The organism is Pseudomonas sp. W22_MBD1_FP4, from assembly GCF_052113765.1.
Taxonomy (GTDB): Bacteria; Pseudomonadota; Gammaproteobacteria; order Pseudomonadales; family Pseudomonadaceae; genus Aquipseudomonas; species Aquipseudomonas sivasensis.
In genome coordinates this window covers 207,773-231,763 of record NZ_JBGQOI010000001.1, presented here as the reverse complement: position 1 = coordinate 231,763, position 23,991 = coordinate 207,773, and the positions used below count along the sequence as shown (strand labels likewise).

Below are 23,991 nucleotides of genomic sequence, written 5' to 3'. Positions count from 1 at the left end.
GCAGTTAATACACCCCAACAGGCACAGAGCTTCTTGTCGGCTCTGCAGTGAGTTCCCCTTCACTTTTCCAGGCTGCGCCATGATCAATATCGAAACGCCGACCTACTACTCGGCAACCAAAAAATACAACCTCAGTTTCCCAACCCTCGAACAGGACGTGGAAGCGGATGTGGTAGTGATTGGCGGCGGTTTCTCCGGCATCAACACCGCGCTGGAACTCGCTGAAAAAGGCATCACCAACATTGTGGTGCTCGAAGCGCGCTACCTGGGCTTTGGTGGCACGGGTCGCAACGGCGGGCAGATCATGGCGGGGATCGGCCATGACTTGGAGAAGATCAAGCAACAAGTGGGCGACGAAGGCCTGCGCCAGATTTTTGAAATCAGCGAACTGGGCGCCGGGATCATCAAGGACCGCATCGCCAAATATTCGATTGACGCCGACTTCTGCCACGGCTACGGCTATATGGGCTTCAACGCCCGCCAGGAAAAAACCCTGCGCGCCTGGGAGAAAGACTTCAAGTCGATCAATACCAAAGACGAAATCCGCTTTATGGCAGGGTCCGAGGTCAAGCAGATCATCGGGTCCGACGCCTATACCAGCGCGCTGCTGCACATGGGCGGCGGCCACGTGCATTCGCTCAACCTGCTGCTGGGCGAAGCCAAGGCACTGGCCGGCCATGGCGTGCGCATCTTCGAACACAGCCCGGCCCTGGACGTCAGTTATGGCGAGCGCATCACCGTGCGCACCGGCCGCGGCTCGGTCAAGGCGTCCAAGTTGCTGTGGGCCTGCGACAGTTTCCTCAACAAGCTCGAACCCGAACTGCACAAGACGACCGTTAACACCTACGCCTTTCAGTTGATGACCGAACCGTTGTCGGACGAGATGATCCATCGCATCAGCCCGATACGCGGCGCCTACAGCGATATTCGGCCGGTGATCGACTACTACCGCGTCACCAATGAAAACCGCCTGCTGTTCGGTGCCGCCACGCCGTTTGTCGAGCACATCCCGCAGGACCTCAAGGCCTGGAACCGCAACCTGATGCTGAAGATTTTCCCGTACCTCAAGGACGTGAAGATCGACCTGGCGTGGGGCGGGCCGATGGCGACCGGGGCCAACCTGTTTCCGCAGATCGGCACCCTCAATGGTCGCCCCAACGCCTTCTATGTGCAGGGTTACGCCGGCTTTGGCGTCACGCCCAGCCACATCATCTGCAAGGTCCTGGCCGAAGGCATGAGCGAGGGTTCATCGCGCTATGACCTGATCAGCTCGGTCAAGCATGCGCAGATCCTGGGCAAGGACCATATCCGCCCACTGCTGCTGACCGCCGGTAAAAGCCTTCATCAACTGTCGGGTTACTTCAACGGTCGCCGTTGATGCCCACCGTTTCATTCTCAGGAGAACTGCCATGCCCGTTACGACGCTCAAGAAAGACATCCAATTATCGGAACTCGATGCCTGGGGCACCGTCGCCGACCTTGGTTCCGAGATCCTCGAAGGTGAAGTCAACGCCTTCGGCAAAATGACCTTTGGCGCACCGACCGACCCGGTCTGCAGTGCCTATTTCGGCACCACCCAAGGCAAGTTCCGCATGGTCTATCCGTTTGCCGAACAGGCCACCGTGGTCACCGGCGAAGTGGTATTGACCGATGAAAGCACCGGCCAGAGCAGCCGTTACAAAGCCGGCGACAGCTGGTTCGTGACCAAGGGCACGCCGGTGCTGTGGGAGATTGTGAGCGAGAGCTTTGTGAAGCACTATTTCGCGGTTGTTTGATGGTTCTGCCTGCCGGCTTCGGTCGGCAGCATTTTCTCCGGCGCAGGTGACCGACCATGCACGCCATCCCCGCTCAGGAAGTCGCCGGCCATTGCCTGCAGGCTTTCACCCAGCTCGTCCCCGCCAGCCAGGCCGCGTTTTATTGTGTCGACCGCCAACTCCAAGCCCGCGATTTCCAACTGCAAGGCATGAGTGGCGAGATGCACCGCGACTACCTGGACAACTACCGGCAATTCGACCCGTTGCAGCCGCGCAATTGCCTGTCCACCGGGCTGGCCGTGGTGCCGCTGGGTTTGGCCATGGCCCGCCAACCCCAGCGTGACAGCCGCCGCTATCGCGACTTCCTGCAGCGCTACGGTGTAATCGATGTGGTGGAGATCGTTGCCCATCGCGCCGACCAACCCCAGGCGGCCATCTCGTTACTGCGCACTGCCGAACAAGGCGCCTTCACCCCCGACCAATTGGCGCAGCTCACTGCCTTGCAGGCCCTGCTGCAAATGGCAGTGGCCAATATGCAGCCCTGTGAGGATGCATTCGCCGCCTTCACGCCCAAGGAGCGCCAGATCGCGTGGTTATTGCGTCAAGGCGCGAGCAACAAGCAACTGGCCCTGGAACTGGACGTGGGCCTGCCCACCATCAAGACCCACCTGATCCACCTGTTCCGCAAGGCGGGCGTGAGCAGCCGCACCGAACTGGTGGCGGCGCTGTTTCTGTAGCGGGCTCAACCCTTCGGTTGATAGGCGCGCGCCCTGCTCCACCTCATGCTCCGGGTTGTCCATTCAACCCACCGGAGCCATGCAATGACCACCCCATCCGACTGGATCACCGTAGGCGCCCTCGCCGACGGTTTCGCCCCCGCAGCGTTCATCCTGCCCAACCTCGCCGACCTCAACGGCAAAACCTTCACCCTGCACTTTGCCAACGGCTGGCAGATCGAGCATCGCTTTGAAGCCGACGCGCTGCACTGGCACGCCGCCGACGGCCACTCCAGCGGTTCGGCCGCGTACCGCGCTACATCGGTGCGACCGGGGCTGTACCTGGTCGATTTCATCAAACACGAAGCCGGCCAGGCGTGGTCGATCAGCCTGGTGCTGGACACCGCCACGTCGTCGTTCACCGCCGTGATCGGCCGAATGCCGCGCCGCGAGCACACCGAAGAAGGCCTCTACAGCCGCGCCCTGGCCGGCAAAGCGTTGACCTCGGTTGAGGTGGATTTCCTGCACGGCAGCCTGGACCAACCCTGGCAACCCGGCCATTGCCCCCACGCGCCGACCCAGGAGCTGATCGGCTTGCGCAACCTGTACCGCTACAGCCCGAGCGAAGTCTACGAGCACATCTACCTGAACGATCAGTTCTACGCCTGGCAATGCATCAAGGGCGTGGAGCAAGGCCTGTGCGATACCGACCGCTGCCACTACTACAAGATCGCCGACCAGTTGTACCTGTTTGTCTGGCGCGAAAAGATCATCCCGACCTTGGGCCTGGTATTGATCGACCTGCAACAGCACCGCAGCGACGGCAAGATCTTCGGTTATGCCGACGCGTCCTTTGCTGAGCTGTCGAACTTTCCGGTCAGTTCCTACTGCCAGGTACTCAACCGCACGGAGTATCCCGATGCCTGATCCACGCACCGTCGTCATCACGGGCGCCGGCACCGGCATCGGCGCCGCCTGCGCCAGGCTGTACGCCGCCGAAGGGGCCAATCTGGTCCTGATCGGCCGGCGTCGCGAGCCGTTGGAGCAGGTGGCGGCCCAAACTGGCGGCCTGATCCTGGTCGGCGATGCGGCCTGCCCGGACACCTGGGAAGGCTTTATCGCGCAGATTCGCGCGCGCCATGGCCGCCTTGATGTATTGCTGGCGTGTGCCGGTGGGCATGGCGTGGGCAGTGCCAGCCAAACCAGCCCGGCCAGTTGGGAAGCCGCGTTGCGCAGTAACCTGGACAGCGCGTTTTACAGCGCCCGGGCTTGCCTGCCGCTGCTGATCGAAAGCGCCGGCAATATCGTGCTGCTCGGCTCCATCGCCTCCCTGGCCGCCGGGCCTGAAGTCTGCGGCTACACCACCGCCAAGCATGCGCTGCTCGGGCTTAACCGCTCGCTGGCACGGGACTACGGGCCGCGTGGGGTGCGGGTAAACGCGGTGTGCCCCGGCTGGGTTACCACGCCGATGGCCGATCAGGAAATGCAGCCGTTGATGGAGGCTTACGGCGACACGTTGCAGCAAGCCTATGTCCGCGTATGCGCCGACGTACCGTTGCGCCGCCCCGCCAGCGCCGACGAAATCGCCAAGGTGTGCCGCTTCCTCGCCAGCCCTGACGCCTCAATCATCACCGGCGCAAGCGTGGTCGCCGACGGCGGTTCGAGCATCGTGGATGTGCCGACGCTGGCCTATGCCCATATGGAGAACGCCCATGCCTGAAGATTTAAATTTCAGCGGCAAAACCGTGCTGGTCACCGGCGGCGCCCAAGGCATCGGCCAGGCCATTGTCGAGGCGTTTGCCTGGCGCGGCGCGCGCGTGATGATCGCCGACCTGCGCCTGGCGCAAGCCCAAGCGCTGGCCGAAGCGCTGCGCGTGCGAGGCTGTCAGGTCGAAGCCATGGAACTTGATCTGGCTGACGCCGCTGCCGTGTTCGACGGTATCAAGGCCATAGACCTGGACTGGGGCCGCCTGGATGTCCTGGTGCACAACGCTGGGTATTTCCCGCTGACACCCTTCGCGCAGATCACCCCCGCCGTCCTGGAACGCACCCTGGCGGTCAACCTCTGCGCATTGTTCTGGCTGACCCAGGCCGCCTTGCCCATGTTTCAGCGCCAGGGCGGTGGCTGTGTGTTGGTCACGTCATCGGTCACCGGGCCACGGGTTGCCTATCCGGGCCTCAGTCACTACGCGGCGTCCAAAGCCGGGGTCAACGGTTTTATCCGCAACGCAGCGCTGGAGTTGGCCTGCGACGGAGTGCGGGTCAATGGCGTCGAGCCAGGGATGATCGCCACGCCGGCCATGGGCAATCTGGGCGACGAACAAGTCAACGCCGACATCGCCAGCCGCGTTCCTCTGGGACGACTCGGCGCCCCGGAAGATATTGCCGCAGCCATGTTGTTTCTGGCGTCTGACCTGGCCGCCTACATCACTGGCCAGACCCTCGTGGTGGATGGCGGATCGACGTTACCTGAGGTGAAATAGCCTCTGGGCATCTGTAAACCGAATCAACTGCGGGAGGGGCTTGCCCCCTCCCACAGGTTGATCTAGCGCTCGGCCCTTTCGAGCATCGACAGTGAGTCACCGAACACCCGCGACAACGCCGCTAGGCGTTTGACATACCCCTGAGCCGTCGAATAAATCAACTCCACATGCAAGCTGTCGACAATCCCCAGATAGGCATCACAAAACACCTCAAGCGCCTCGGGCTCTACCCGGCTGTACCGACTGCGCGCTGCATGCTGAAAACCCTCGCGTATGCAGGCCAGATACCCCTCGAATCCCGCCGTGATCACACTGCGAATCCGCGCCGGCGGAAAGTACGCCGTACGCAACAGAAAGCGCAGATGCGCAGAGCCTTCATAGCGGCCGATCAAGCGCTCAAGGTGCAAATAACCCGGCATCCCCGTGTACCCGGCCTCGTCCTGAAAGCACCCAGCGATAGAGTGATGTTCATGATCCAGGGCAATCTGGAAGACCGTCTGAAACAGCGCATCCTTGCTCACAAAGTGCGCATACAACGACGCCTTGCGCATACCCGCCCCCACCGCGATATCGTTCAGCGACGAGGCGTCATACCCATGATCGGCAAAGTGTTCGACCGCCACCGCACAAATGTTACTGGCCGACAGGCTGAGCGCTTTCATTGATCGATGGACAACCTACGCCGCACCGACCGCTTGCTGCAGATGGGTCGAACGAAAGTCCTTGGGCGACAGCTCGAATTGCTTCTTGAACGAGCGACTAAAGTGAGCCGAATCGGTGAACCCCCACTTATAGGCAATCGAGGTAATCGACTCACTCTTGAGGAACGGGTTGGTCAGGTCATCCGCGCTACGCTTTAGCCGCGCCCGCTGGATGTAGCGGCAGACGCTGTCGTCCTGTTCTTCAAACAGGCGGTATAAGTGTCGCACCGAGATGTTCAGCCGATTGGCCAGGCCCACGGGGCTCAGGCCCGGTTGGGTCAGGGACTCATCAATGACTTTCTGCACATAGCTGCGCAGGTTGCTGCCGTGCAACGAGGCGGTGCTGTCACCTTGGGTGTCATGCGCGTCAAACGCCGAGCCCAGCAAGGAGACAAAGGCCGCCTGCAGTGCCTGCGCCTCTTCCTCTGAATCCTGGCCTTCCAGCCCTTCCCTGCACAGTTGGTCCATCAACACATGGAGCATCCGCCCACAGGCTTTACTCGACGAGATCTTGCCGAAGGTTTTCGAGGCGTTGCCCAGCTGTTTGCAGACTGCGTTGCGCGAAAGAGACAGGGATGCATGTTCAATCAGGCCGAAGGGGCTGATTTCGATTGAACCGGTGGAATCCATCAGCAGCATGTCACCGGGGGCCAACTGGATGACCTCGTCGTTCTGGGTGATCTGGCAATAGCCGCTGCGCTGGCTGACGAGGAAGCAATGCTGGTCAATGTCGTGATCGGCGTTGGGCCGTGGGCGCTTGATCAGGCCGGCATTGGTCCGCAGGGAGGCCAGTGAGAGGCAACCACGGGAGAGCGTGGATACTTCGCCGATGAACAGCGAACGGTTGAAGGCCAGTTCAGTGTCGAAATGGCCACAGGCCGCTCGCAAATCCTGAGTCCAGGTGTCCAATCCAGTGTGCGCAGATTGATAGGTGCTCATGGCAACTCCACAGTGGCTTCTTGTTTTTGTTGACCAATAGTTAACATGTTATCTATATAGGCGCAACAAGTACGTAGTACCGACTGTGGAAGCAGTATTGATGCCAAGTCGCCAAAAATCAGAGCGCGCCCAGCACCCGGTGTAACCCCGCCAGAACATCGAACAAAGCCCCTCGCTGCGCGCCGCTCAAGGCGATGTAGCGACGAAACGCTGGCATGCGGTTGACCACTTCGCTGCCGCCCATATGTTCAAGCCGAACGTGCCACTGCTGGCCGTCCAGTGCGATGCACAGGCGCTTGAAGTCGAGCGCCATCAACGCTTGATGCAGGGCTTTATCCTGCGTCAACGCAGCCTCAAGCCTGGGCAGCAAGTTCGGCGTACCAGCGCGTTGCCGACATGCCAGCCCCGTGCGCCGAATCGACCCGCGGTGGTGCAGCTCGAAGCGTGCATTGCCCTGCTCTGAGGCGGGCACGTTGACCATGAATTCAGTCATGACCAAGTGCATCAGCAATTGCGATTCGGTGCGCTCGCCAACCGCCACCTGCACGTCGCTATCGCCCAGGCCGAATACTGCGCTTGTCGGCCCCGTGGAGGTAAAACTCGCCAGGGCAAGGTTGCGTCGCAGGTACTCAAGCGTGACGCCGGGACGATAACCGGCCGGGGCACGTTTGGCACTGAACAGCTCAGACAGCTTTTGCAGCATGCTCGATATACCCAGGGTGAGGGTTGCCAGGCTCATGGGAAAACTCCTTGGCCAGCACGTCTTCTACCGACGCGGGCTTGAATGGATTGACCTTCTGCACCACCAGTGTCCAGAACAGCGCATAGCTCGCGGTGATCCCGAGCATCACGCCAAACGGCACATAGATGTCGGCGGGGTTCATGCCCGGTGGGGTGATGAACCACATGCCCAGCAAGATGCCGACGCTGGACAGGATCTGCGGCAACGGGAAAAACGGCGAGCGATAGGCCCGTGGCAGATCAGGGCGACGAATCCGCAGGATCACCACCGACAGCGTCACCAGCAGGTAGGAGAAACTCCACGCACACACCGCCGCCAGCACCAGGTGCATGATGTTATCGGTGTTGCCACCCAGCCACAGGGCATACAGGCACGGGATCAGCATCGCCACGAGGATGCACAGCAGCGGCGTCTTGAAGCGCGGGTGCAAGTAGGTGAACACCTTGGGCAACGCACCGTCCACCGCCATGCCATAGAGAATTCGCGGTACACCGGCCATCAACGTGTTGATGGTGGCGGCGCCCGCGAACAGAAAACCGATCCCCAGCCACAGCGGGCCTACCTGGCCCATGACCTGCTCGGCAAACTTGGGAATCGCCATCGGCGTGTCGAGCAGGTGCACGCCCGACGCGGCGTCCAGCAGCACGTTTTCGACCTGGCGCTTCATCGCCGCGCCATAGATAAACATGCAGGTTGCCACGCTCAGCAATCCAAGAATCATCGCCTTGGGCATGACCTTGGCCGAGTTGCGAAGGTCCGGGGCCAACGGTGTAACGAACTCGCAACCGACGAACATGAACATGGCCATGCCCACCAGCGACAGAATGGTGATCAGGTCGGTACCCACCAGCGACACACCAAACCACCCCTCCAACTGCACCGCCGGTGCGGCGATCAGGCCCATCACGCCAAACACCATCAACGTGGTCCACATGCCGAAGGTCAGGATGATCTCGGCCCGGCCAAAGGCACTGACGCCGAAAGCATTGAGAATGCCGAACACCACCACGAACCCGACCCCCAGCAACCAGGAGCCGCCGGCCGACTCCGCCAGGGTATTGAGGTGCTCGAAGTTCACCAGGGCCATGACCCCGGACAGAATGGTCTCGGCCGTGCCCGCGAACACGTGCACGATCAGGTACGCCGACAAAGTGCCGGTGATCGCGAAGAATCGACCCATGCCGCAATTGATGTAGTCGTAGACCGAACCGGTGGTCGGCAGGATCGAAGCCGCCTCGGCAAAGGTAGTCGCCTGGGCCAGCATCATCACCACTGCGATCAGCATGGCCACCGCAAAGGCGCTGCCGCCGATCCCGAAACCCATGGTCGCGGTAAGAATCACCGGGCTGGCCATGATCAGGCCAATGGTGCTGGCCAGCGCGGTTGGAAAGCCGACGCTGCCTCGTTTCAAATGCTGCGTGAGCCGGTCATTGATCGACATGGTGCGGATCCTCGAAAGCGGATTTCTTAGTGGATGCATCGAGCCCTACAGGGAGCCGGCGATAACGCCCTCCCCAACCAGTCCCTGATCAAAACGGCATCGAGCGAAATCACTGTGCGCCCATGACCTATCGAGCGTCTTGCCCATGTCTGCCGTCGCTTTTGTTGCTGCCTGCCACGGGCCAAGTAAACAGATAACTCAAATTGATCAGGTGTAACACCCATAAAATGTGGGAGGGGGCTTGCCCCCGATAGCGGTGGATCAGCCATCACATCAGTGACTGACACACTGTCATCGGGGGCAAGCCCCCTCCCACATTTGACCGACTGCGTCTGCCCGCTCGGTGAACGGCTCACCACCTATAGCGCCAGCCCTGCAACATTTCAGATCGGCTTACACTCACCCGCCCATCAGCATTGGCTGATCAACTGCTTAAGTACGGCCTTGAACGTTTCGACCTGGGCTTGGCTGAACTCGGCAAACACCTTTTCCTGCTGCTCCCGTGCAATCGCCCACAGATCTTCGGTTTGCTCGACACCGGCAGCGGTCAGATGCACGCCCTGCTCATCATCATCCACCAACCCCTTGCGCTTGAGGTTGGCCACCGCGTCATCGATCTCCCGCACCGGCATCGCGACTTCCCGCAGCAGGTCGCCGGGGCTCAGGCGGGCGTCGTTCTCCAGCACCATCAACATCCGCGCCTCGTTGGTGCGCAGGCCGGTGGACAGCTGTCGGGGTTGGTAGCTGGATTGATAGGCGCGCACCGCCTGGGTCATCAAGTAGTAGAGGTTGTGGCGCAGGCGCCCTTGGAAATGGCTGCTCGGCGGCTGGCTTTCGTCACGCTTGGTCATGCGGGTATGGGGCAAGACCATGGAATAGGCACCCTGATGGTAGAGCAGCGGCGCACGGCCAAAATCGTCGAAGGCCACCACCTTGCCGATCATGATCCAGTGATCGCCGCCGTCCACTTGTTGGTAGTTCTCGCAGTGAAAGCGCGCCGCACAATCGGCAAACACTGGCGCGCCACCCTCTCCCGGTTCGTATTCGATCTCAGCGAAGCGATCGTCCTTGGGCCGCGCAAAATTGTTCGACAGGTCGATCTGGTCCGCCGCCAGCACGTTGACGGCGAAATGGCTGGCCTGCTCGAACACCTCATGGCTGTTGGAGCGTTTGTCGATGCTCCACAGCACCAGCGGTGGGTCAAGGGACACCGAATTGAAGCTGTTGGCGGTAACGCCCACCTTGCGCCCGGAGGCGTCAGCGGCGGTGACCACGGTGACGCCCGTGGCGAAGTTGCCCAGGGCGCGGCGAAAGGCCCGTGGATCGAAGGTCGATTCAGACATGCAAGACTCCCGGACTGCGGCATGCGCAGCCCCTATTGTTGTTTTCAAAAACGGGTTCAGATCATGCTCGGATCGGGCTCCAGGCCCATCAGCTCACGCCCGAGGATCTGCGCACAGACGTCGTAGTCGGTGTAGGCATGGGCGCCGGTCATGTGCGAATCGCGGAACAGGCGCTGCATCTCGTTATGTTCAAACCAGGCATTGCCGCCAGCGGCTTCGAACAGGCGGTCCACCGCCTGGATGCACATCTTGGTGGCGTAGGCTTGGTTGGTGCGCCAGAACGCCAGGGTTTCGCGGCTTGGGTAGCGTTGCTGCTCACTGTGCTCGGCGTGTTCGGCCCAGGTCTTTTCCAGGAACGCTCGCGCGGCGCCCACCTGGTGCGTCGACTCGGCCAGCCGCATCAGCGCCGGGGTGGCGGCACCGACTGCGACACCGGTGTAGGCGCGTACTCGCGTTTTGGTCTTCTCGCGGAACACTTCCAGCATCCGCTCGGCGACGCCCAGGCTCACGGTGGAAAAACCGCTGGCGAAATAGGGTCGATACGGCGAGTAGAACACCTTGCTGTCAGGGTACAAGCCGAAGCCTGCGGACTTGCCTTCCATCATGTCCTTGGCCTTCTGGATGCGGTGCTCCGGCACCCTGGCCTTGTCGATGATCAAGGTCTTGGTGCCGCTGCCTTTCATGCCCGCCGCAAACCAGTCATCGCGGATCTGATAGTCACTGCGCGGCAGCACCGCAAAGCAGTAATCCTGAGTGCCCTCGGCATTGGGCCGACGGAACCCGACAATCGCCCATTCGGCGTGATCGCAGCCGCTGCTCCAACCCATCTCACCGCTGAACAGCACGCCACCCTCGACCTCTTCGGTGCGACCGAACGGCGCGATACTGCTGCTGGCCGTGGCATTCGGGTCCAAACCCCAGACTTCCTGCTGCAACTGGGCAGAAAACAGTGCCAGTTGATGGCTGTGCGTACACAGCAGGCTCATGGCCCAGGCCGTGCTGGCGCAGGCTCCGGCGAGCAACGCGATGCAGTCGGCAAACTGTGGCAGCGACAACTCCATGCCACCGAACGCCTTGGGCTGGAACGCACGGTGCAGGCCGATGCCTTTGAGCAGCGCAATATTCTCGGCGGGCACCTTGCGATCCTGCTCGGCCTGAAAGGCATTGGCGGCAATGGTCGGCAAGACGGACTTGAGGTCTTCGAGGAGCGGGTTTGGCTTTTTCATGGATGGCCCTGCTTATTATTGGATGTCCGGGCAACCCCAAAAAGCGAGGCGTTGCGCCGGATGCAGGGCCAGTATGGAGCGCAGTTTGCCGGCCGAACATGCACCTTCCAGAGTCAAGATTGTACTTTTCAAAGGCTTAGAATGATCCGTCGCGCACAGGCGTTGGCAGCCACAGACATGCCACTCGGCAGCCAGAGTCAAGCCCGTTCCGGCCACTGCAATTAACCTCGGGCTTTTCAATGTCTGCCACCAGGAAAAACCCATGAGCGATATTCCACTGCTGCCCCAGGTTGAAGCCTTCCTCCGTCGAAACCATACGTTGTTCATCGATGGTGGCTACGTCGAGAGCCATTCGAGCCAGCGGTTGGAGGTGATCAACCCGGCGACCGGCCAGGTCATCGCCGATGTCGCCGACGCCGACCCGGCCGACATCGACGCAGCCGTGGCGTCGGCGAGCCAAGGCTTCAAGCAGTGGTCGCAGGTCGCACCGGCGGTGCGCGGCAATGTACTGCTCAAGCTGGCCGACCTGCTGGAGCAACACCGCGAAGAACTGGCACAGATCGAAACCTGCCAGTCGGGGAAGATCATCCAGATTTCCCGTGCTTTCGAAGTCGACCAAGCCGCGCATTTTTTGCGTTATTACGCTGGATGGGCCACCAAGATCAGCGGCCAGACCATCACCCCGTCGCTGCCCTCCTTTGCCGGCGAGCGCTACACCGCGTTCACCCTGCGCGAGCCGGTCGGGGTGGTGGTCGGCATCGTGCCGTGGAACTTCTCGACCATGATCGCCATCTGGAAACTCGCCTCGGCGCTGGTGACCGGTTGCAGCATCATCATCAAGCCAAGCGAGTTCACGCCGCTGACCATCCTGCGCATCGCCGAGCTGGCGATTGACGCAGGCCTTCCCGCCGGTGCGCTGAACGTATTGACCGGTGGCGGCAGCGTAGGCAAAGGCCTGATCGAACACCCCGGCACCGACAAGGTGTCGTTCACCGGCTCCGTACCGACCGGGATTGCGGTGGGCCAGAGTGCCATGGGCGCCGGACTGACCCGGGCCACCCTTGAGCTGGGCGGGAAAAACTCGGCCGGGTTCCTGCGCGATGTGGACCTGGACAAGGCCGTCAACGGCATCATCGAAGCGGGCTTTTTGCACTCCGGGCAAATCTGCGCCGCCGCCGAACGCTTCTTTGTGCACCGTTCGCAGATCGAAGCAGTCATGGGCAAACTGGCCCAGCGCCTGAGCGCGCTGAACATCGGCTCGCCCCTGGATGAGCGCACCGAATTCGGCCCGGTCACCAACCGCCAGCACCAACTCAAACTCGGCGAGTTCTTCGCCAAAGCCCGCGCCGAAAACAACAGCATCATTCACGGGGGCAACCTGATCGACCGTCCTGGCTGTTACGTCGAACCGACGATCATCCTCGCCAACAGCGTCAACGACACCCTGCTCAACGAAGAGACCTTCGGCCCCATTGCCACGTTCTTGCCGTACGACAGCGAAGAAGAACTGCTGGCCTTGATGAACAACACACCCTACGGCTTGAGCGCCAGCCTCTGGACCAACGACTTGGGCAAGGCCCTGCGCATGGTGCCCGCCATCGAGGCCGGCACGGTGTGGGTGAACATGCACACGATGCTCGACCCGGCGGTGCCGTTTGGCGGCAACAAATCCTCGGGGATAGGTCGGGAGTTCGGCAGTGCGTTCATCGATGACTACACCGAGCTGAAGTCAGTGATGATTCGTTACTGAAAACTCTTTATTGGATCCACTGGATCATATCGACCGATAATCGCCCAACAAAATATCAATACAAGATTGACTCTCCATCCTACGGCCCATTTAATGGATCCATTAAATAAAAATAATCCGTTGCCTGGAGAGTCATCATGTACCCCAAGAACACGTGGTATGTCGCCTGCACCCCCGATGAAATCGCTCACAAGCCCCTGGGTCGTCAGATCTGCGGCGAAAAAATGGTGTTTTATCGTGGCCAGGAAGGCGCCGTGGTGGCGGTCGAGGACTTCTGCCCCCATCGCGGTGCGCCGCTGTCGCTGGGTTATGTCGAGAACGGCAACCTGGTCTGCGGCTACCACGGCCTTGTCATGGGCGGCGACGGCAAGACCGTGGAAATGCCCGGTCAGCGGGTACGCGGCTTTCCGTGCAACAAAACCTTTGCCGCGGTTGAACGCTACGGCTTCATTTGGGTGTGGCCCGGCGATCAGGCCCAGGCCGACCCGGCGCTGATCCACCACTTGGAATGGGCCGTGAGTGACCAATGGGCCTATGGCGGCGGGCTGTTTGACATCCAGTGCGACTACCGCCTGATGATCGACAACCTGATGGACCTGACCCACGAAACCTACGTGCACGCCTCCAGCATCGGCCAGAAGGAAATCGACGAAGCGCCGCCCGTGACCACGGTAGACGGCGATGAGGTCGTCACTGCCCGGCACATGGAAAACATCATGGCCCCGCCGTTCTGGCGCATGGCCCTGCGTGGCAACAACCTGGCCGACGATGTGCCGGTAGACCGCTGGCAGATCTGCCGCTTCACCCCGCCCAGCCATGTGCTGATCGAAGTCGGCGTGGCCCACGCCGGCAAGGGTGGCTATCACGCCGCCCCCGAGCATAAAGCTGCGAGCATTGTGGTCGACTTCATCACCCCGCAAACCGAGACCTCGATCTGGTACTTCTGGGGCATGGCGCGCAACTTCAATCCCCACGATGAGGCACTGACCGCAAGCATTCGCGAGGGCCAGGGCAAGATTTTCAGCGAAGACCTGGAAATGCTCGAACGCCAGCAACAGAACCTGCTGGCCCATCCGCAGCGCAACCTGCTCAAGTTGAATATCGACGCGGGGGGCGTGCAGTCACGCAAGATCCTGGAGCGACTGATTGCCAAGGAACGCGCCCTCGAACCGCAACTGATCGCCACCGCCACCGCCTGAACAGCACGACAACTTTGCGAGGACTGAACATGATCGATGTGGTGGTGGTATCCCGTAACAACGAAGCCCAGGACATTTGCAGCTATGAACTGGCCAGTGTCGATGGCCAGCCGCTGCCGGCCTTCAGTGCCGGCGCGCATATTGACGTGCACCTGCCCGATGGGGTGATCCGGCAATATTCCCTGTGCAATCACCCCGAAGAACGTCATCGCTACCTGATCGGCGTGCTCAAGGACCCGACCTCCCGGGGTGGCTCGCGCAGCTTGCACGAGCAGGTTCACGAGGGCGCACACCTGACCATCAGCGAACCCCGCAACCTATTTCCCTTAGTCCACGACGCGCGTCGCAGCCTGCTGTTTGCCGGTGGCATCGGCATCACTCCGATCCTGTGCATGGCCGAACGCCTGGCCCATGCGGGGGCCGACTTCGAACTGCATTACTGCGCCCGCGCCAGCGAGCGTGCGGCGTTTGTGCAGCGACTCAAGGCGTCGCCGTTTGCCGAGCGAGTGTTCCTGCATTTCGATGAGCAGCCGCACACGGCCTTGAATGCTGCCGAGGTGCTGGCGGCGCCCGCAGGCGACGTACACCTGTATGTCTGCGGCCCTGGCGGGTTCATGCAGCATGTACTCGACAGCGCACGCGCACAGGGCTGGCAGGAAGACAGCCTGCACCGCGAATACTTTAGCGCGGCACCGGTGGACAGCAGCCTCGACGGCGGCTTTTCGGTGAAGCTCGGCAGCAGCGGCCAGGTCTTCGAAATTCCCGCCGATAAGACCGTGGTCCAGGTCCTGGAAAGCCACGGTATCGAGATTGCGGTGTCCTGCGAGCAGGGGATTTGCGGCACCTGCCTGACCCGCGTGCTGGAAGGCATACCGGAGCACCGCGATCTGTTTCTCACCGAGCAGGAGCAGGCGCTGAATGATCAGTTCACGCCCTGCTGTTCGCGGGCGAAAACGCCCTTGCTGGTACTCGATATCTAACCGGGTTACGACGCGGGCAGGATCACCTTCATGCGCGCGTCGGCGGTGGCTGAACTGAAAATCTCGGCATAGCGCAGGGTCGCGTTGGCATGCTCGCGCATGATGGCTTCGGCCCGTGCGCCCTGGCGATTGACCAGGGCGTCGAAGACCGAGTGATGCTGCATGTGGGCATAGTTGAAGCGTCGGTACTCGCGGGCCATGTCCTCGCGATCCACCGCCAGCGCGGTCACCGAGGCGAACGGCAAGTGATCATTGCGCGCCAGGGCGTCGGCGATCGCCGGGTTGTGGCTGCCTTCGACGATGACCTGGTGAAAGCGCATGTTCAGGTCGTGATAGACCTCAAGGTCATCCTCGGTCACGTAGCCCTTTTCGAACAGTTGATCGCCCTCGACCAGGCAGCGCTCCAGCGCGGCGCGGGCCTCGTTGGATAACCCAAGCTCCGCGGTTTGACGCGCGGCCAGGCCTTCGAGCACGCCGCGCACTTCAACCGCGCCGGCAATGTCGCTGGGGCTGACCGAACGCACCTGATAGCCGCGCCCGCCAAACGGCACCAGCAGTCCTTCTTGTTCGAGGGTACGAAAGGCCATGCGCACGGGCATGCGCGACACGCCGAACAACTGCGCCGTGGGAATTTCCATCAGCCGCTCGCCCGCCGCCAACTCCCCGCTGGCAATCATCTTGCGCAGTGCAACCAGCACCAATTGACCGGGCTTACTCATCCAGGCAACTTCCAGAAAACGTGGGTCGCCATAGTACCGCAAGCCTCTGCCGCCGTCAGACGAATGCCAGTGCCGCCCGCGCCCCGTCTATCGCGCCCAAGTGCTGGGCCAGCCTTGATGGCAGGTAATCAAAAAAGAACCCCGCGCTTTGCAGCTTGGCGGCGCGCAACGGATCCCCTTCGGGCAATGCCCTGGACACCCGTGCCGCCCGCGCCCAGGCAAAGGCCAGCAGCGCAACGCCACACAGCTGGAGGAAATCCGGCGCAGCGCGATACGGGTATTCGCTGTCTTCCAGGGAGCGTTCACGGATGGCACTCACCACCGTGTCCAAGGTATCGCATAGGCTGCCAAGTGCCCGGGAGAAGGCCGCGCATTCGACGAACTCGCTGCCCTGCCCGGCCTCTGCACGCAACTCGCCCAGCAGCAGGCCGAACACCCGACCGTCATCCCCAAGCACCTTGCGCAGCAACAGGTCATTGGCCTGGATCTCATTGCTGCCCTCGTAGATCATCGCGATGCGACTGTCGCGCAGGGTTTGCTCGATGGCGAACTCGGCGACGTAACCGTAACCGCCGAAGACCTGCAAGGCATTGCTGGCCTGGCGGAAGCCCTGTTCAGTGAAAAACGCCTTGATGATAGGGGTCAGCAACGGCGCCAATGGGTCGTCCCGATCCAGCAGGTGCGCCGCCCAGTAACCGATAGCGCGCATGCCCTCGCTGGTGGTGCGCAGCTCCAGCAATACACGCCGCATGGCCGGGTGATAGCAGATCGGATCGGCCGCCTGGGCCGCCACTTCTTCAGGCCTGATCGGTGCGCGCATCTGCACACGTTCGGCGGCGTATTGGCGGGCGTTCTGCCACGCCGCCTCGGCATGCCCCAGGCCTTGCAGGCCCACGTGCAGGCGCGCCGAATTCATCATCACAAACATCGCCGCCAGGCCGCGATTGGCCTCGCCGATCAGCCAGGCCTGGGCAGCTTCGAACGTCAGCGAACAGGTGGCGCTGCCCTTGATGCCCATCTTGTGCTCAAGGCCGTCACAGCGCACGCCATTGACGTGGCCGTCGTCCAATCGCTTGGGCACCAGAAACAGGGAAATACCGCGACTGCCGGGCGGCGCATCGGGCAGGCGCGCCAGCACCAGGTGCAGGATGTTGGCCGTGAGGTCGTGCTCGCCACCGGAGATAAACAGCTTGCTGCCGCTCAGGCGATAACTGCCATCCGCCTGGGGTTCGGCGCGACAGCGCAGCAAGCCGACGTCGCTGCCGGCCTGGGGCTCGGTCAGGCACATGGTGGGCAAGGCCTGGCCGCTGACGATTTCAGGCAAGTAGCGCGCCTGCAACCACTGCTCGGCGTGGGTCTTGAGGCACAGGTAGGCGCCATGGGCGATGCCGGTGTACATGGCCCAGGCGTGGTTGCTGGCGTAGAGCATTTCTTGCAACGCCGCGTCGAGCAATTGCGGCAAGCCCTGCCCGCCCAATGCCTCGGCGCACGCAAGCCCTGGCCAGCCACCGTCCACATAGGCCTGGTAAGCCTCGACAAAACCATCCGGGGTGCTGACCTGCCCCGCCTGCCAACGGCAGCCCTGACGATCACCTTGACTGTTCAGCGGCGCCAGCACGCCCTGACTGAAGCGTGCAGCCTCCTCCAGCACCTGCATCGCCAGGGACAGGTCCAAGGCCTGCCATGCAGAGGGCGCCTGCAGCCAATGCTCCAGGACAAATTGCATATCGCGCAGGGGCGCCTCATAGCTCCACATCGGGACACCTCATCATCGAATAAAACGTGTGTGTTCAAGCGCGCCAGTCAGGGTTCTCGATCAGCAGCGCCATGCCCTGCCCGCCGCCCACGCACGCAGCGGCAATGCCGTAGCGCAGGTTGTGCTGACGCAGTTGCCGGGCCAGGCTCATGACCAGGCGCAGACCGCTGGCAGCCAAAGGATGCCCCAGCGCAAGGGAGCCGCCCTGGACGTTGAGCCGAGTGCTGTCCAGCTCCAGCTCCTGGGCCACAGCGAGTACCTGGGCCGACTGCGCTTCGTTGATCTCGAAACGGCCGATATCGCTCAGGTTCAACCCGCTGCGGTGCAGCAACAGACGAATCGCCGGTGCCGGGCCGATGCCCATGAATCCGGGGGCCACACCGACCACCGCGCTGGCCACCAACCGGGCCAGGGCCGGGCGCGTGCAGTCTGAGGCGCGTCCCACCAACGCGGCCGCCGCACCATCGACCACCGCACAACTATTACCGGCGGTCTGCACCCCATCCGCATGCACGGCGCGCAAACGCGCGAGTGCCTCAAGGTCAGTGGGCCGTGGGTGACTGTCCTCGGTCACCGCAGCGGCGCGACGTGCCAGGGTGAGGCGTCGGGGTTGATAACCGTCAAGTTCGAACACCTGGTTATCGACGCTGACGATCTCTTGCGCCCAGGCCCCCTCACGCTGCGCCTGCAACGCACGCTGATGACTGTCACAGGCATACCGGTCCACCGCCTCGCGGCTCAGGCCATAACGGCGCGCCAGGTTATCGGCGGTGGCGATCATGTCCAGGCCGGGAGCCGGGTCGTACAGTGCCTCCCACAGAAAATCCTTGAATTGCACCTCGCCTCCCAGGCGAAACCCGCCCCGGTGGGTGTAAGCAGCAATCGGATTGCGCGACATGGATTCAGCCGCCACGCACAGGGCCAGTTGCACCTCGTCGCGCAGTTGTTCAGCGGCCTGACGCAACAGCTCGAAACCGGTTGCGCAGATGCGCTGCACCCCCAGCGCCGGGACCGATTGCGCCACACCGCTGTACAACCCGATGTGCCGTGGCAGCAAGTAGGCATCGAAGCTGGCCTGGGCCATGGAACCCGCCAACACGCTGTCCACCGCCTGCGGATCGATATCCGCCCGGGCCAGCACTTCACGGCCGACCTTGATCCCCAGGTCGATGGGCGAGACCTGGGACAGCGCACCACCGAGGTCGACCCACGGCGTGCGCACCGCCTCGAAAATCGCCGCGTCGGCAAACGCCGAATACTGCCCTGCGCCGCTCAAGGCTTGGGCTCGGCGCGCAGGATGGTGGGGTCTTCACCGCGATACAACGCCTCGACCTTGGCCGCGCGCCACTGCAGTACCGCCCGCTGGTTGATCGAACCTTTATCGGTGATTTCCCCACGGTCGATGGACGCGGGTTCGTCGAGCACGGCAATCCATTCCAGGCGACTGGCATTACCGGTGGCGTCGCGATTAAGGCGTTGCAACCAATCGCCGAACCATTGGCGCACCGGCTCGCTGGCCAATACCTGGGCGTCGCTGGCGTCGGCGCTCAAACCCGCCAAACGGCGGCATTCGTAGGCTCTGGGGAACACCAGCGCCCCCAGGCATTCGCGGTCCGGCGCGGCAATGACCAGGTCTTGCACGTAGGGCGAGCCTTCCAGTACCGCGCGATTGCGCAACGGGCCAACGCTGACAAACACCCCGGAAGACAGCTTGAAGTCTTCGGCAATGCGCCCGTCGAACATCAGCCCCAATTGCGGCTGGTGGGGATCGGCGAGTTTGATCGCGTCTCCGGAACAGTAGAAACCCTGGTCATCGAACACCTCGGCGGTTTGCTCGGGCGCGCGCCAGTAACCCGGCATGATGTGCGGCCCGCGAAAGCGCCCTTCGAACTTGCCATCCACCGGCACCAGTCGCACTTCGCATCCCGGCGCGGGCAAGCCGATATAACCGGCCATGGACAACGGCCCAGTGGTGAACGTGCAGGACGGCGCGGCTTCGGTCATGCCCAGCCCGGCCATCATGCGGATGCGTTCACCGCAATGCAGCTCGGCCACGCGGTCGAGGCGATCCCAGATGCTCTGTGACAGGCCCGCAGCGGCAAAGAAGAACAGTGTCATCCGCGCAAAAAAGCGCTCGCGCAACTCGGCATCCTGCTCCAGGGCGCTGACCAGTTCTTCCCAGCCCTTGGGGACAGTCAGGTAGGCCGTCGGCGAAATTTCCTTGAGGTTGCGCAGGGTCTCGGCAAAGCCCTGAACCGTGGGTTTGCCGTCGTCGAGGTAAAAAGTGCCGCCGTTATAGAGCACGATGCCGACGTTGTGGCTGCCGCCAAAGGTGTGATTCCACGGTAGCCAGTCCACCAGCACCGGCGGTTCCTCGCCGAACACCGGAAAGGTCTGCAACAGCATTTGCTGGTTGGCGCAGAGCATGCGTTGAGTGGTGATCACCGCCTTGGGCAGTTTGGTCGAGCCCGAAGTGAAGAGGAACTTGGCAATGCTGTCCGGGCCCGTGGCGTCAAACGCCGCTTCAGCCTCGGCGCCACTCGGCGTTTTAAGCAGGCTGTCGAAGCTCACCCGAGTGCGCCCAGGCACTTCACCGCGCACACTGATCAACGGCGTTTCGGCGGGCAACACCGCCTCGATTGCGCGCTGGTAGACGGCCGCATCGCTGACGAACACCAGCCCCGGTTGCAGCAGGCCACACACATGCCGCAGCTTGGCGAAATCCTGGGACAGCAGCGAATACGCGGGCGATACCGGGCAATACGGAATACCGGCATACATGGCGCCCAGCGCCACCTGCAAATGCTCGATATCGTTGCCCGACAACAATGCCAGTGGCTTGTCCGCCGACAGTCCGTAACTCAACAGGCCTTGGGCAATAGAGCGCACGCTGTCGAGCATCTCCCTGTAGCTCACGCGGCGCCAGTCACCACCGCCCTGGCGTGCGGCGATAAACGTCTGCTCGGGGCGCACCCGGGCCCAATGCACAAGGCGATCGAGCAAGCGCGCAGGCAACTCGGCCAACGGCTCCAGGGAACGCATATGCAGCACGCCCTGCTCTTCGGTGACCTGCACCGGTGCGTGGCCGATGGACACTTCGCGGTATCGCGACGCGGACTGGGGTTGCGGTCTGAATTCGGAACTCACAAGGACGTCCTCCATCAAGGCGAATCAACGCCGCCTTGTTATTGTTATGTCGCAGCGCCTGCTCAGATCGGGTAGTGCCGTGGCCCGTTCTGCAAGGTCACCCAGCGCAGTTGCGTGAAGTGTTCAATGGAGGCCTTGCCGCCAAAACTGCCGTAGCCGCTGGACTTGACCCCACCGAAGGGCATCTGCGCTTCGTCGTGCACGGTCGGGCCGTTGATATGGCAAATGCCCGATTCGACCCGCTGTGCCAGGGCCAGGGCACGGCCAGTGTCACGGCTGAAAATCGCCGCCGACAGGCCGAACTCCGAATCGTTGGCCAGGCGCAGCAAGGCTTCATCGCCGTCACCGCGCAACAGCACCGCCACCGGACCGAAGGACTCTTCGCGGTACAAACGCATGTCTTCGGTAACGCCATCGATCAGCGTCGGTTGCAGGATGCTGCCGTCCAGTTGCCCTCCGGCCACCAGCCGCGCGCCTTTGCCCAGCGCATCGTCGATCAGGGCCTTTATGCGCGTACCGGCGCTGGCGTCCACCAGGGAACCCAGTACCGAGTCCGCCGCCGTGGGATCACCGGCGCGCAGGGTCGCGACCTTGGCCGCCAGCTTGGCGACAAAGGCATCGGCGACCTTGGCGTCGACAATCAGGCGCTCGGTGGACATGCAGATCTGCCCCTGGTTGAAGTAAGCGCCAAAGGCTGCTGCCGATACGGCGGCGTCCAGGTCGGCGTCGTCCAGCACCAGCAACGGCGCCTTGCCGCCCAGTTCCAGCAAGGCCGGCTTGAGGTGACGGGCCGAGAGTTCACCGACGATCCGCCCGACATGGGTTGAGCCGGTGAAGTTGACCCGACGCACCGCCGGGTTGGCGATCAGCCGTTCGACAATTGCCGCCGCATCCGCCGGGGCGTTGCTGATGACGTTGACCACGCCATCGCCCAGGCCGGCGTCCTGCAGCACCTGGCCAATCAGGCGGTGCACTGCCGGGCTCAGTTCCGAGGCTTTGAGCACTACGGTATTGCCGCAGGCGAGCGGCATGGCAATGGCGCGGGTAGCGAGGATCACCGGAGCATTCCACGGCGCGATGCCCAGCACCACGCCGCAGGGCTGACGCAGGGCCATGGCGAAGCTGCCAGGCACATCGGAAGGGATCACGTCGCCGGTGATCTGGGTAGTCATCGAAGCCGCTTCGCGCAGGATATTGGCCGCCAGGCGCACGTTAAAGCCATACCAGTTGGCCATGGCGCCGGTCTCGCCGGCGGCCGCGATAAATTCGTCGCTGCGCGCCTGCAACTGCTCGGCAGCCTTGAGCAGCCGGGTACGGCGTTCGTTGGGCGCCAGCGCCGCCCACGCGGGGAACGCAGTTTGGGCAGCGGCCACGGCGGCGTCAGCATCTTCCAGAGTGGCAGCGGCGACCCGCGAGACCACTTCACCGGTCACCGGGTTGCGACGCTCAAAGGTTCGACCGTCGCGCGCGGGGCACGACTGGCCGCCGATCAACAGGGGCACGTCCAGCATGGTGATTCCTCTTTATTGTCTTTATCGGGAATACGTTCAAGCAGGGTAAAACGGTGCGGCCCGCAGGCCGCATCCTTCAGCGTTTATACGCCTGCAGACCAGGCTTGATGCTCTTGTCGTCGAGGAATTGCTTCATGCCCTGCTCGCGACCGCCTTCGGTGTCGAGCAGGCGCGATTGGTCGAGCTTGGCGTAAAGGTAATCCTCGTTCTGCTCCCACGTCAGCTCGCGGCAACGCTTGAAGCCATGCTTGGCGGCACGCAGCACCACCGGGTTTTTCTCCAGCAGGTTGCGCGCCAGGTCAATGGTGACTTCACGCAGTTGCGCCAGCGGCACGCTTTCGTTAACCAGGCCCATTTCAGCGGCTTTCTGCCCGCCGAAGGTCTTGCCGGTCATGATGTAGTACAGCGATTGGCGATGGCCCACGGTGTCGGCCATGGCCTTGCTGACCAGGTTTCCAGGCGGGATGCCCCAGTTGATTTCCGAGAGGCCGAAGGTGGCTTCGTCGGCGCAGATCGCCAAGTCGCACGCTACCAGAGGGCTGAAGCCGCCGCCGAAGCACCAGCCGTTGACCATGGCGATGGTCGGCTTGGCGTACATGCGCAGCAGTTTCCATTGCCATTGGGAGGCTTCACGGCGGATTTTTTCCTGGAGGATTTCCGGGCCGGCGTCCACTTCGCGGAAGTATTCCTTGAGGTCCATGCCGGCGGTCCAGGCCTCACCGGCTCCGGTCAGCACCAGCACACCGGCGGCGGGATCCTGTTCCAGGGTTTCCAGCACGTCGATCATTTCCCGGTTCAGGGTCGGGCTCATGGCGTTGCGCTTTTCGGGGCGATTGAGAATGACCCACGCGATGCCTTCCTCAATCTCAACCTTGACGGTGGTCCAGCGGCCTTCGTAATTGCTCATGGCGGTGTGCTCTTGTTCTGGGTTTGAAGATGATTCGAAATTAAACCGCAAATATAGTTATGTCAATTAACTATTAATCCGAATAACCAATATTTAACGACTGTGAAAAACCGTCGTAGCCACAGCGCGCCAACCCCGGCAAACTAGATAGCCTTGTTAACCGCTACCTTCTGAGGATTGCACTGCTAATGGCCAAGCCTTCCAACATCGCCACCAGCCAGGCCCTGCCCGACCATGACGAGGTACAGCCGCCGCTGGATTCAGCCCTGGACGATCTGATCGGTTATGCCATGCGCCGCGCCCAGCTCAAGCTGTTCCAGAACCTGATCGGCCGACTGTCCGACCACGACCTGCGCCCCGCACAGTTCTCGGCCCTGGCGATCATCGAGCAAAACCCCGGCCTGATGCAGGCCGACCTCGCCCGCGCCCTGGCCATCGAACCGCCCCAGGTCGTGCCGTTGCTGAACAAGCTGGAAAGCCGCGCCCTCGCCGTGCGCGTGCGCTGCAAACCCGACAAGCGCTCTTATGGGATTTTCCTGAGCAAACCGGGCGAAATCCTGCTCAAGTCCCTCAAGGACATTGCCGCGCAGAGCGACCTGGACGCCACCGCAGCCCTGGACGTCGAGGAACGTGCAGAGCTGCTGCGTTTGCTCAAGAAGGTGTATCAGGACTGATCC

The 23,991-nt window shown here is 62.3% G+C and carries 22 protein-coding genes; 10 read left to right on the top strand and 12 right to left on the bottom strand.

All coding sequences use genetic code 11. The features are described 5' to 3' along the window. Window positions 1-79: 79 nt before the first annotated feature. The 6 genes from ACEN2T_RS01185 to ACEN2T_RS01160 all read left to right on the top strand — a co-directional run bounded on the left by ACEN2T_RS01185 (window position 80) and on the right by ACEN2T_RS01160 (window position 4,953). Complete coding sequence (locus ACEN2T_RS01185) at window positions 80-1,378, top strand: NAD(P)/FAD-dependent oxidoreductase (protein WP_122822583.1); 1,299 nt, start codon at window positions 80-82, stop codon at window positions 1,376-1,378. Window positions 1,379-1,409: 31 nt separating this feature from the next. Then, window positions 1,410-1,775 (top strand): cupin domain-containing protein, encoded by a 366-nt coding sequence (locus ACEN2T_RS01180; protein ID WP_442116139.1) that lies wholly within the window; start codon window positions 1,410-1,412, stop codon window positions 1,773-1,775. A 56-nt stretch (window positions 1,776-1,831) separates the two neighbouring features. After that, window positions 1,832-2,491 (top strand): helix-turn-helix transcriptional regulator, encoded by a 660-nt coding sequence (locus tag ACEN2T_RS01175; protein WP_032891377.1) that lies wholly within the window; start codon window positions 1,832-1,834, stop codon window positions 2,489-2,491. 84 nt (window positions 2,492-2,575) lie between these two features. After that, window positions 2,576-3,397, top strand: coding sequence for a molybdenum cofactor biosynthesis F family protein (locus ACEN2T_RS01170; RefSeq protein ID WP_099602408.1), 822 nt, complete (start codon window positions 2,576-2,578; stop codon window positions 3,395-3,397). Next, window positions 3,390-4,190: an SDR family NAD(P)-dependent oxidoreductase gene (locus tag ACEN2T_RS01165; protein WP_032891372.1), complete on the top strand. Its 801-nt coding sequence runs from the start codon at window positions 3,390-3,392 to the stop codon at window positions 4,188-4,190. The genes ACEN2T_RS01170 and ACEN2T_RS01165 overlap by 8 nt, the downstream gene beginning before the upstream one ends. After that, on the top strand, window positions 4,183-4,953 hold the full coding sequence (locus ACEN2T_RS01160) for an SDR family oxidoreductase (protein WP_181640032.1): 771 nt from the start codon (window positions 4,183-4,185) through the stop codon (window positions 4,951-4,953). Before ACEN2T_RS01165 ends, ACEN2T_RS01160 begins: the two co-directional genes overlap by 8 nt. Before the next feature lie 62 nt (window positions 4,954-5,015). On the opposite strand, the gene ACEN2T_RS01155 is transcribed toward ACEN2T_RS01160, so the two are convergent. The 6 genes from ACEN2T_RS01155 to ACEN2T_RS01130 form a co-directional block, all read right to left on the bottom strand. After that, window positions 5,016-5,615: a TetR/AcrR family transcriptional regulator gene (locus tag ACEN2T_RS01155; RefSeq protein ID WP_122681058.1), complete on the bottom strand. Its 600-nt coding sequence runs from the start codon at window positions 5,613-5,615 to the stop codon at window positions 5,016-5,018. Window positions 5,616-5,630: 15 nt separating this feature from the next. Beyond that, a complete protein-coding gene (gene feaR / locus ACEN2T_RS01150) occupies window positions 5,631-6,593 on the bottom strand; it encodes a transcriptional regulator FeaR (RefSeq protein ID WP_122753246.1) in 963 nt (320 codons plus the stop codon). A gap of 118 nt (window positions 6,594-6,711) precedes the next feature. Beyond that, complete coding sequence (locus ACEN2T_RS01145) at window positions 6,712-7,332, bottom strand: DUF3156 family protein (RefSeq protein WP_442116138.1); 621 nt, start codon at window positions 7,330-7,332, stop codon at window positions 6,712-6,714. Next, window positions 7,277-8,776, bottom strand: a complete 1,500-nt coding sequence (locus ACEN2T_RS01140; RefSeq protein ID WP_122681059.1) for an APC family permease — start codon at window positions 8,774-8,776, stop codon at window positions 7,277-7,279. Before ACEN2T_RS01140 ends, ACEN2T_RS01145 begins: the two co-directional genes overlap by 56 nt. A 410-nt stretch (window positions 8,777-9,186) precedes the next feature. Then, window positions 9,187-10,119 (bottom strand): p-hydroxyphenylacetate 3-hydroxylase reductase component, encoded by a 933-nt coding sequence (locus ACEN2T_RS01135; protein WP_032891366.1) that lies wholly within the window; start codon window positions 10,117-10,119, stop codon window positions 9,187-9,189. A gap of 56 nt (window positions 10,120-10,175) precedes the next feature. After that, window positions 10,176-11,345, bottom strand: coding sequence for a p-hydroxyphenylacetate 3-hydroxylase oxygenase component (locus ACEN2T_RS01130; RefSeq protein WP_442116137.1), 1,170 nt, complete (start codon window positions 11,343-11,345; stop codon window positions 10,176-10,178). A 262-nt stretch (window positions 11,346-11,607) separates the two neighbouring features. Between ACEN2T_RS01130 and ACEN2T_RS01125 the strand changes: the two genes are divergently transcribed. The 3 genes from ACEN2T_RS01125 (at window position 11,608) to ACEN2T_RS01115 (ending at window position 15,274) form a co-directional block, all read left to right on the top strand. Further along, window positions 11,608-13,095, top strand: coding sequence for an aldehyde dehydrogenase family protein (locus tag ACEN2T_RS01125; protein WP_442116136.1), 1,488 nt, complete (start codon window positions 11,608-11,610; stop codon window positions 13,093-13,095). A gap of 137 nt (window positions 13,096-13,232) precedes the next feature. Next, window positions 13,233-14,294 (top strand): aromatic ring-hydroxylating oxygenase subunit alpha, encoded by a 1,062-nt coding sequence (locus ACEN2T_RS01120; protein WP_099602400.1) that lies wholly within the window; start codon window positions 13,233-13,235, stop codon window positions 14,292-14,294. Between the two features lie 29 nt (window positions 14,295-14,323). Further along, window positions 14,324-15,274: a PDR/VanB family oxidoreductase gene (locus ACEN2T_RS01115; protein WP_442116135.1), complete on the top strand. Its 951-nt coding sequence runs from the start codon at window positions 14,324-14,326 to the stop codon at window positions 15,272-15,274. A 5-nt stretch (window positions 15,275-15,279) separates the two neighbouring features. On the opposite strand, the gene ACEN2T_RS01110 is transcribed toward ACEN2T_RS01115, so the two are convergent. From ACEN2T_RS01110 to ACEN2T_RS01085, 6 genes are all read right to left on the bottom strand, one after another. Further along, window positions 15,280-15,993: a GntR family transcriptional regulator gene (locus tag ACEN2T_RS01110; protein WP_095184855.1), complete on the bottom strand. Its 714-nt coding sequence runs from the start codon at window positions 15,991-15,993 to the stop codon at window positions 15,280-15,282. Window positions 15,994-16,048: 55 nt separating this feature from the next. Then, window positions 16,049-17,749: an acyl-CoA dehydrogenase family protein gene (locus tag ACEN2T_RS01105; RefSeq protein ID WP_442116134.1), complete on the bottom strand. Its 1,701-nt coding sequence runs from the start codon at window positions 17,747-17,749 to the stop codon at window positions 16,049-16,051. A gap of 34 nt (window positions 17,750-17,783) precedes the next feature. Next, window positions 17,784-19,025, bottom strand: coding sequence for a thiolase family protein (locus tag ACEN2T_RS01100; protein WP_442116133.1), 1,242 nt, complete (start codon window positions 19,023-19,025; stop codon window positions 17,784-17,786). After that, window positions 19,022-20,896: a feruloyl-CoA synthase gene (locus ACEN2T_RS01095; RefSeq protein WP_442116132.1), complete on the bottom strand. Its 1,875-nt coding sequence runs from the start codon at window positions 20,894-20,896 to the stop codon at window positions 19,022-19,024. Before ACEN2T_RS01095 ends, ACEN2T_RS01100 begins: the two co-directional genes overlap by 4 nt. 62 nt (window positions 20,897-20,958) lie before the next feature. Continuing rightward, entirely contained in the window at window positions 20,959-22,407 is a 1,449-nt protein-coding gene (locus tag ACEN2T_RS01090; RefSeq protein WP_032891356.1) for an aldehyde dehydrogenase, read from the bottom strand. Between the two features lie 76 nt (window positions 22,408-22,483). After that, the gene (locus tag ACEN2T_RS01085) at window positions 22,484-23,314 is read right to left on the bottom strand and encodes a p-hydroxycinnamoyl CoA hydratase/lyase (protein WP_032891354.1); all 831 of its coding nucleotides are present in this window, start codon (window positions 23,312-23,314) and stop codon (window positions 22,484-22,486) included. Between the two features lie 188 nt (window positions 23,315-23,502). On the opposite strand from ACEN2T_RS01085, the gene ACEN2T_RS01080 reads away from it, so the two are divergent. Further along, complete coding sequence (locus tag ACEN2T_RS01080) at window positions 23,503-23,988, top strand: MarR family winged helix-turn-helix transcriptional regulator (protein ID WP_032891352.1); 486 nt, start codon at window positions 23,503-23,505, stop codon at window positions 23,986-23,988. Window positions 23,989-23,991 lie beyond the last annotated feature (3 nt).

Excerpts from the sequence above, each read along its gene's own strand:
- ACEN2T_RS01185 (WP_122822583.1), top strand. The coding sequence starts at position 80 with ATGATCAATATCGAAACGCCGACCTACTACTCGGCAACCAAAAAATAC.
- ACEN2T_RS01180 (WP_442116139.1), top strand. The coding sequence starts at position 1,410 with ATGCCCGTTACGACGCTCAAGAAAGACATCCAATTATCGGAACTCGAT.
- ACEN2T_RS01175 (WP_032891377.1), top strand. The coding sequence starts at position 1,832 with ATGCACGCCATCCCCGCTCAGGAAGTCGCCGGCCATTGCCTGCAGGCT.
- ACEN2T_RS01170 (WP_099602408.1), top strand. The coding sequence starts at position 2,576 with ATGACCACCCCATCCGACTGGATCACCGTAGGCGCCCTCGCCGACGGT.
- ACEN2T_RS01165 (WP_032891372.1), top strand. The coding sequence starts at position 3,390 with ATGCCTGATCCACGCACCGTCGTCATCACGGGCGCCGGCACCGGCATC.
- ACEN2T_RS01160 (WP_181640032.1), top strand. The coding sequence starts at position 4,183 with ATGCCTGAAGATTTAAATTTCAGCGGCAAAACCGTGCTGGTCACCGGC.
- ACEN2T_RS01155 (WP_122681058.1), bottom strand. The coding sequence starts at position 5,615 with ATGAAAGCGCTCAGCCTGTCGGCCAGTAACATTTGTGCGGTGGCGGTC.
- feaR (WP_122753246.1), bottom strand. The coding sequence starts at position 6,593 with ATGAGCACCTATCAATCTGCGCACACTGGATTGGACACCTGGACTCAG.
- ACEN2T_RS01145 (WP_442116138.1), bottom strand. The coding sequence starts at position 7,332 with ATGAGCCTGGCAACCCTCACCCTGGGTATATCGAGCATGCTGCAAAAG.
- ACEN2T_RS01140 (WP_122681059.1), bottom strand. The coding sequence starts at position 8,776 with ATGTCGATCAATGACCGGCTCACGCAGCATTTGAAACGAGGCAGCGTC.
- ACEN2T_RS01135 (WP_032891366.1), bottom strand. The coding sequence starts at position 10,119 with ATGTCTGAATCGACCTTCGATCCACGGGCCTTTCGCCGCGCCCTGGGC.
- ACEN2T_RS01130 (WP_442116137.1), bottom strand. The coding sequence starts at position 11,345 with ATGAAAAAGCCAAACCCGCTCCTCGAAGACCTCAAGTCCGTCTTGCCG.
- ACEN2T_RS01125 (WP_442116136.1), top strand. The coding sequence starts at position 11,608 with ATGAGCGATATTCCACTGCTGCCCCAGGTTGAAGCCTTCCTCCGTCGA.
- ACEN2T_RS01120 (WP_099602400.1), top strand. The coding sequence starts at position 13,233 with ATGTACCCCAAGAACACGTGGTATGTCGCCTGCACCCCCGATGAAATC.
- ACEN2T_RS01115 (WP_442116135.1), top strand. The coding sequence starts at position 14,324 with ATGATCGATGTGGTGGTGGTATCCCGTAACAACGAAGCCCAGGACATT.
- ACEN2T_RS01110 (WP_095184855.1), bottom strand. The coding sequence starts at position 15,993 with ATGAGTAAGCCCGGTCAATTGGTGCTGGTTGCACTGCGCAAGATGATT.
- ACEN2T_RS01105 (WP_442116134.1), bottom strand. The coding sequence starts at position 17,749 with ATGTGGAGCTATGAGGCGCCCCTGCGCGATATGCAATTTGTCCTGGAG.
- ACEN2T_RS01090 (WP_032891356.1), bottom strand. The coding sequence starts at position 22,407 with ATGCTGGACGTGCCCCTGTTGATCGGCGGCCAGTCGTGCCCCGCGCGC.
- ACEN2T_RS01085 (WP_032891354.1), bottom strand. The coding sequence starts at position 23,314 with ATGAGCAATTACGAAGGCCGCTGGACCACCGTCAAGGTTGAGATTGAG.
- ACEN2T_RS01080 (WP_032891352.1), top strand. The coding sequence starts at position 23,503 with ATGGCCAAGCCTTCCAACATCGCCACCAGCCAGGCCCTGCCCGACCAT.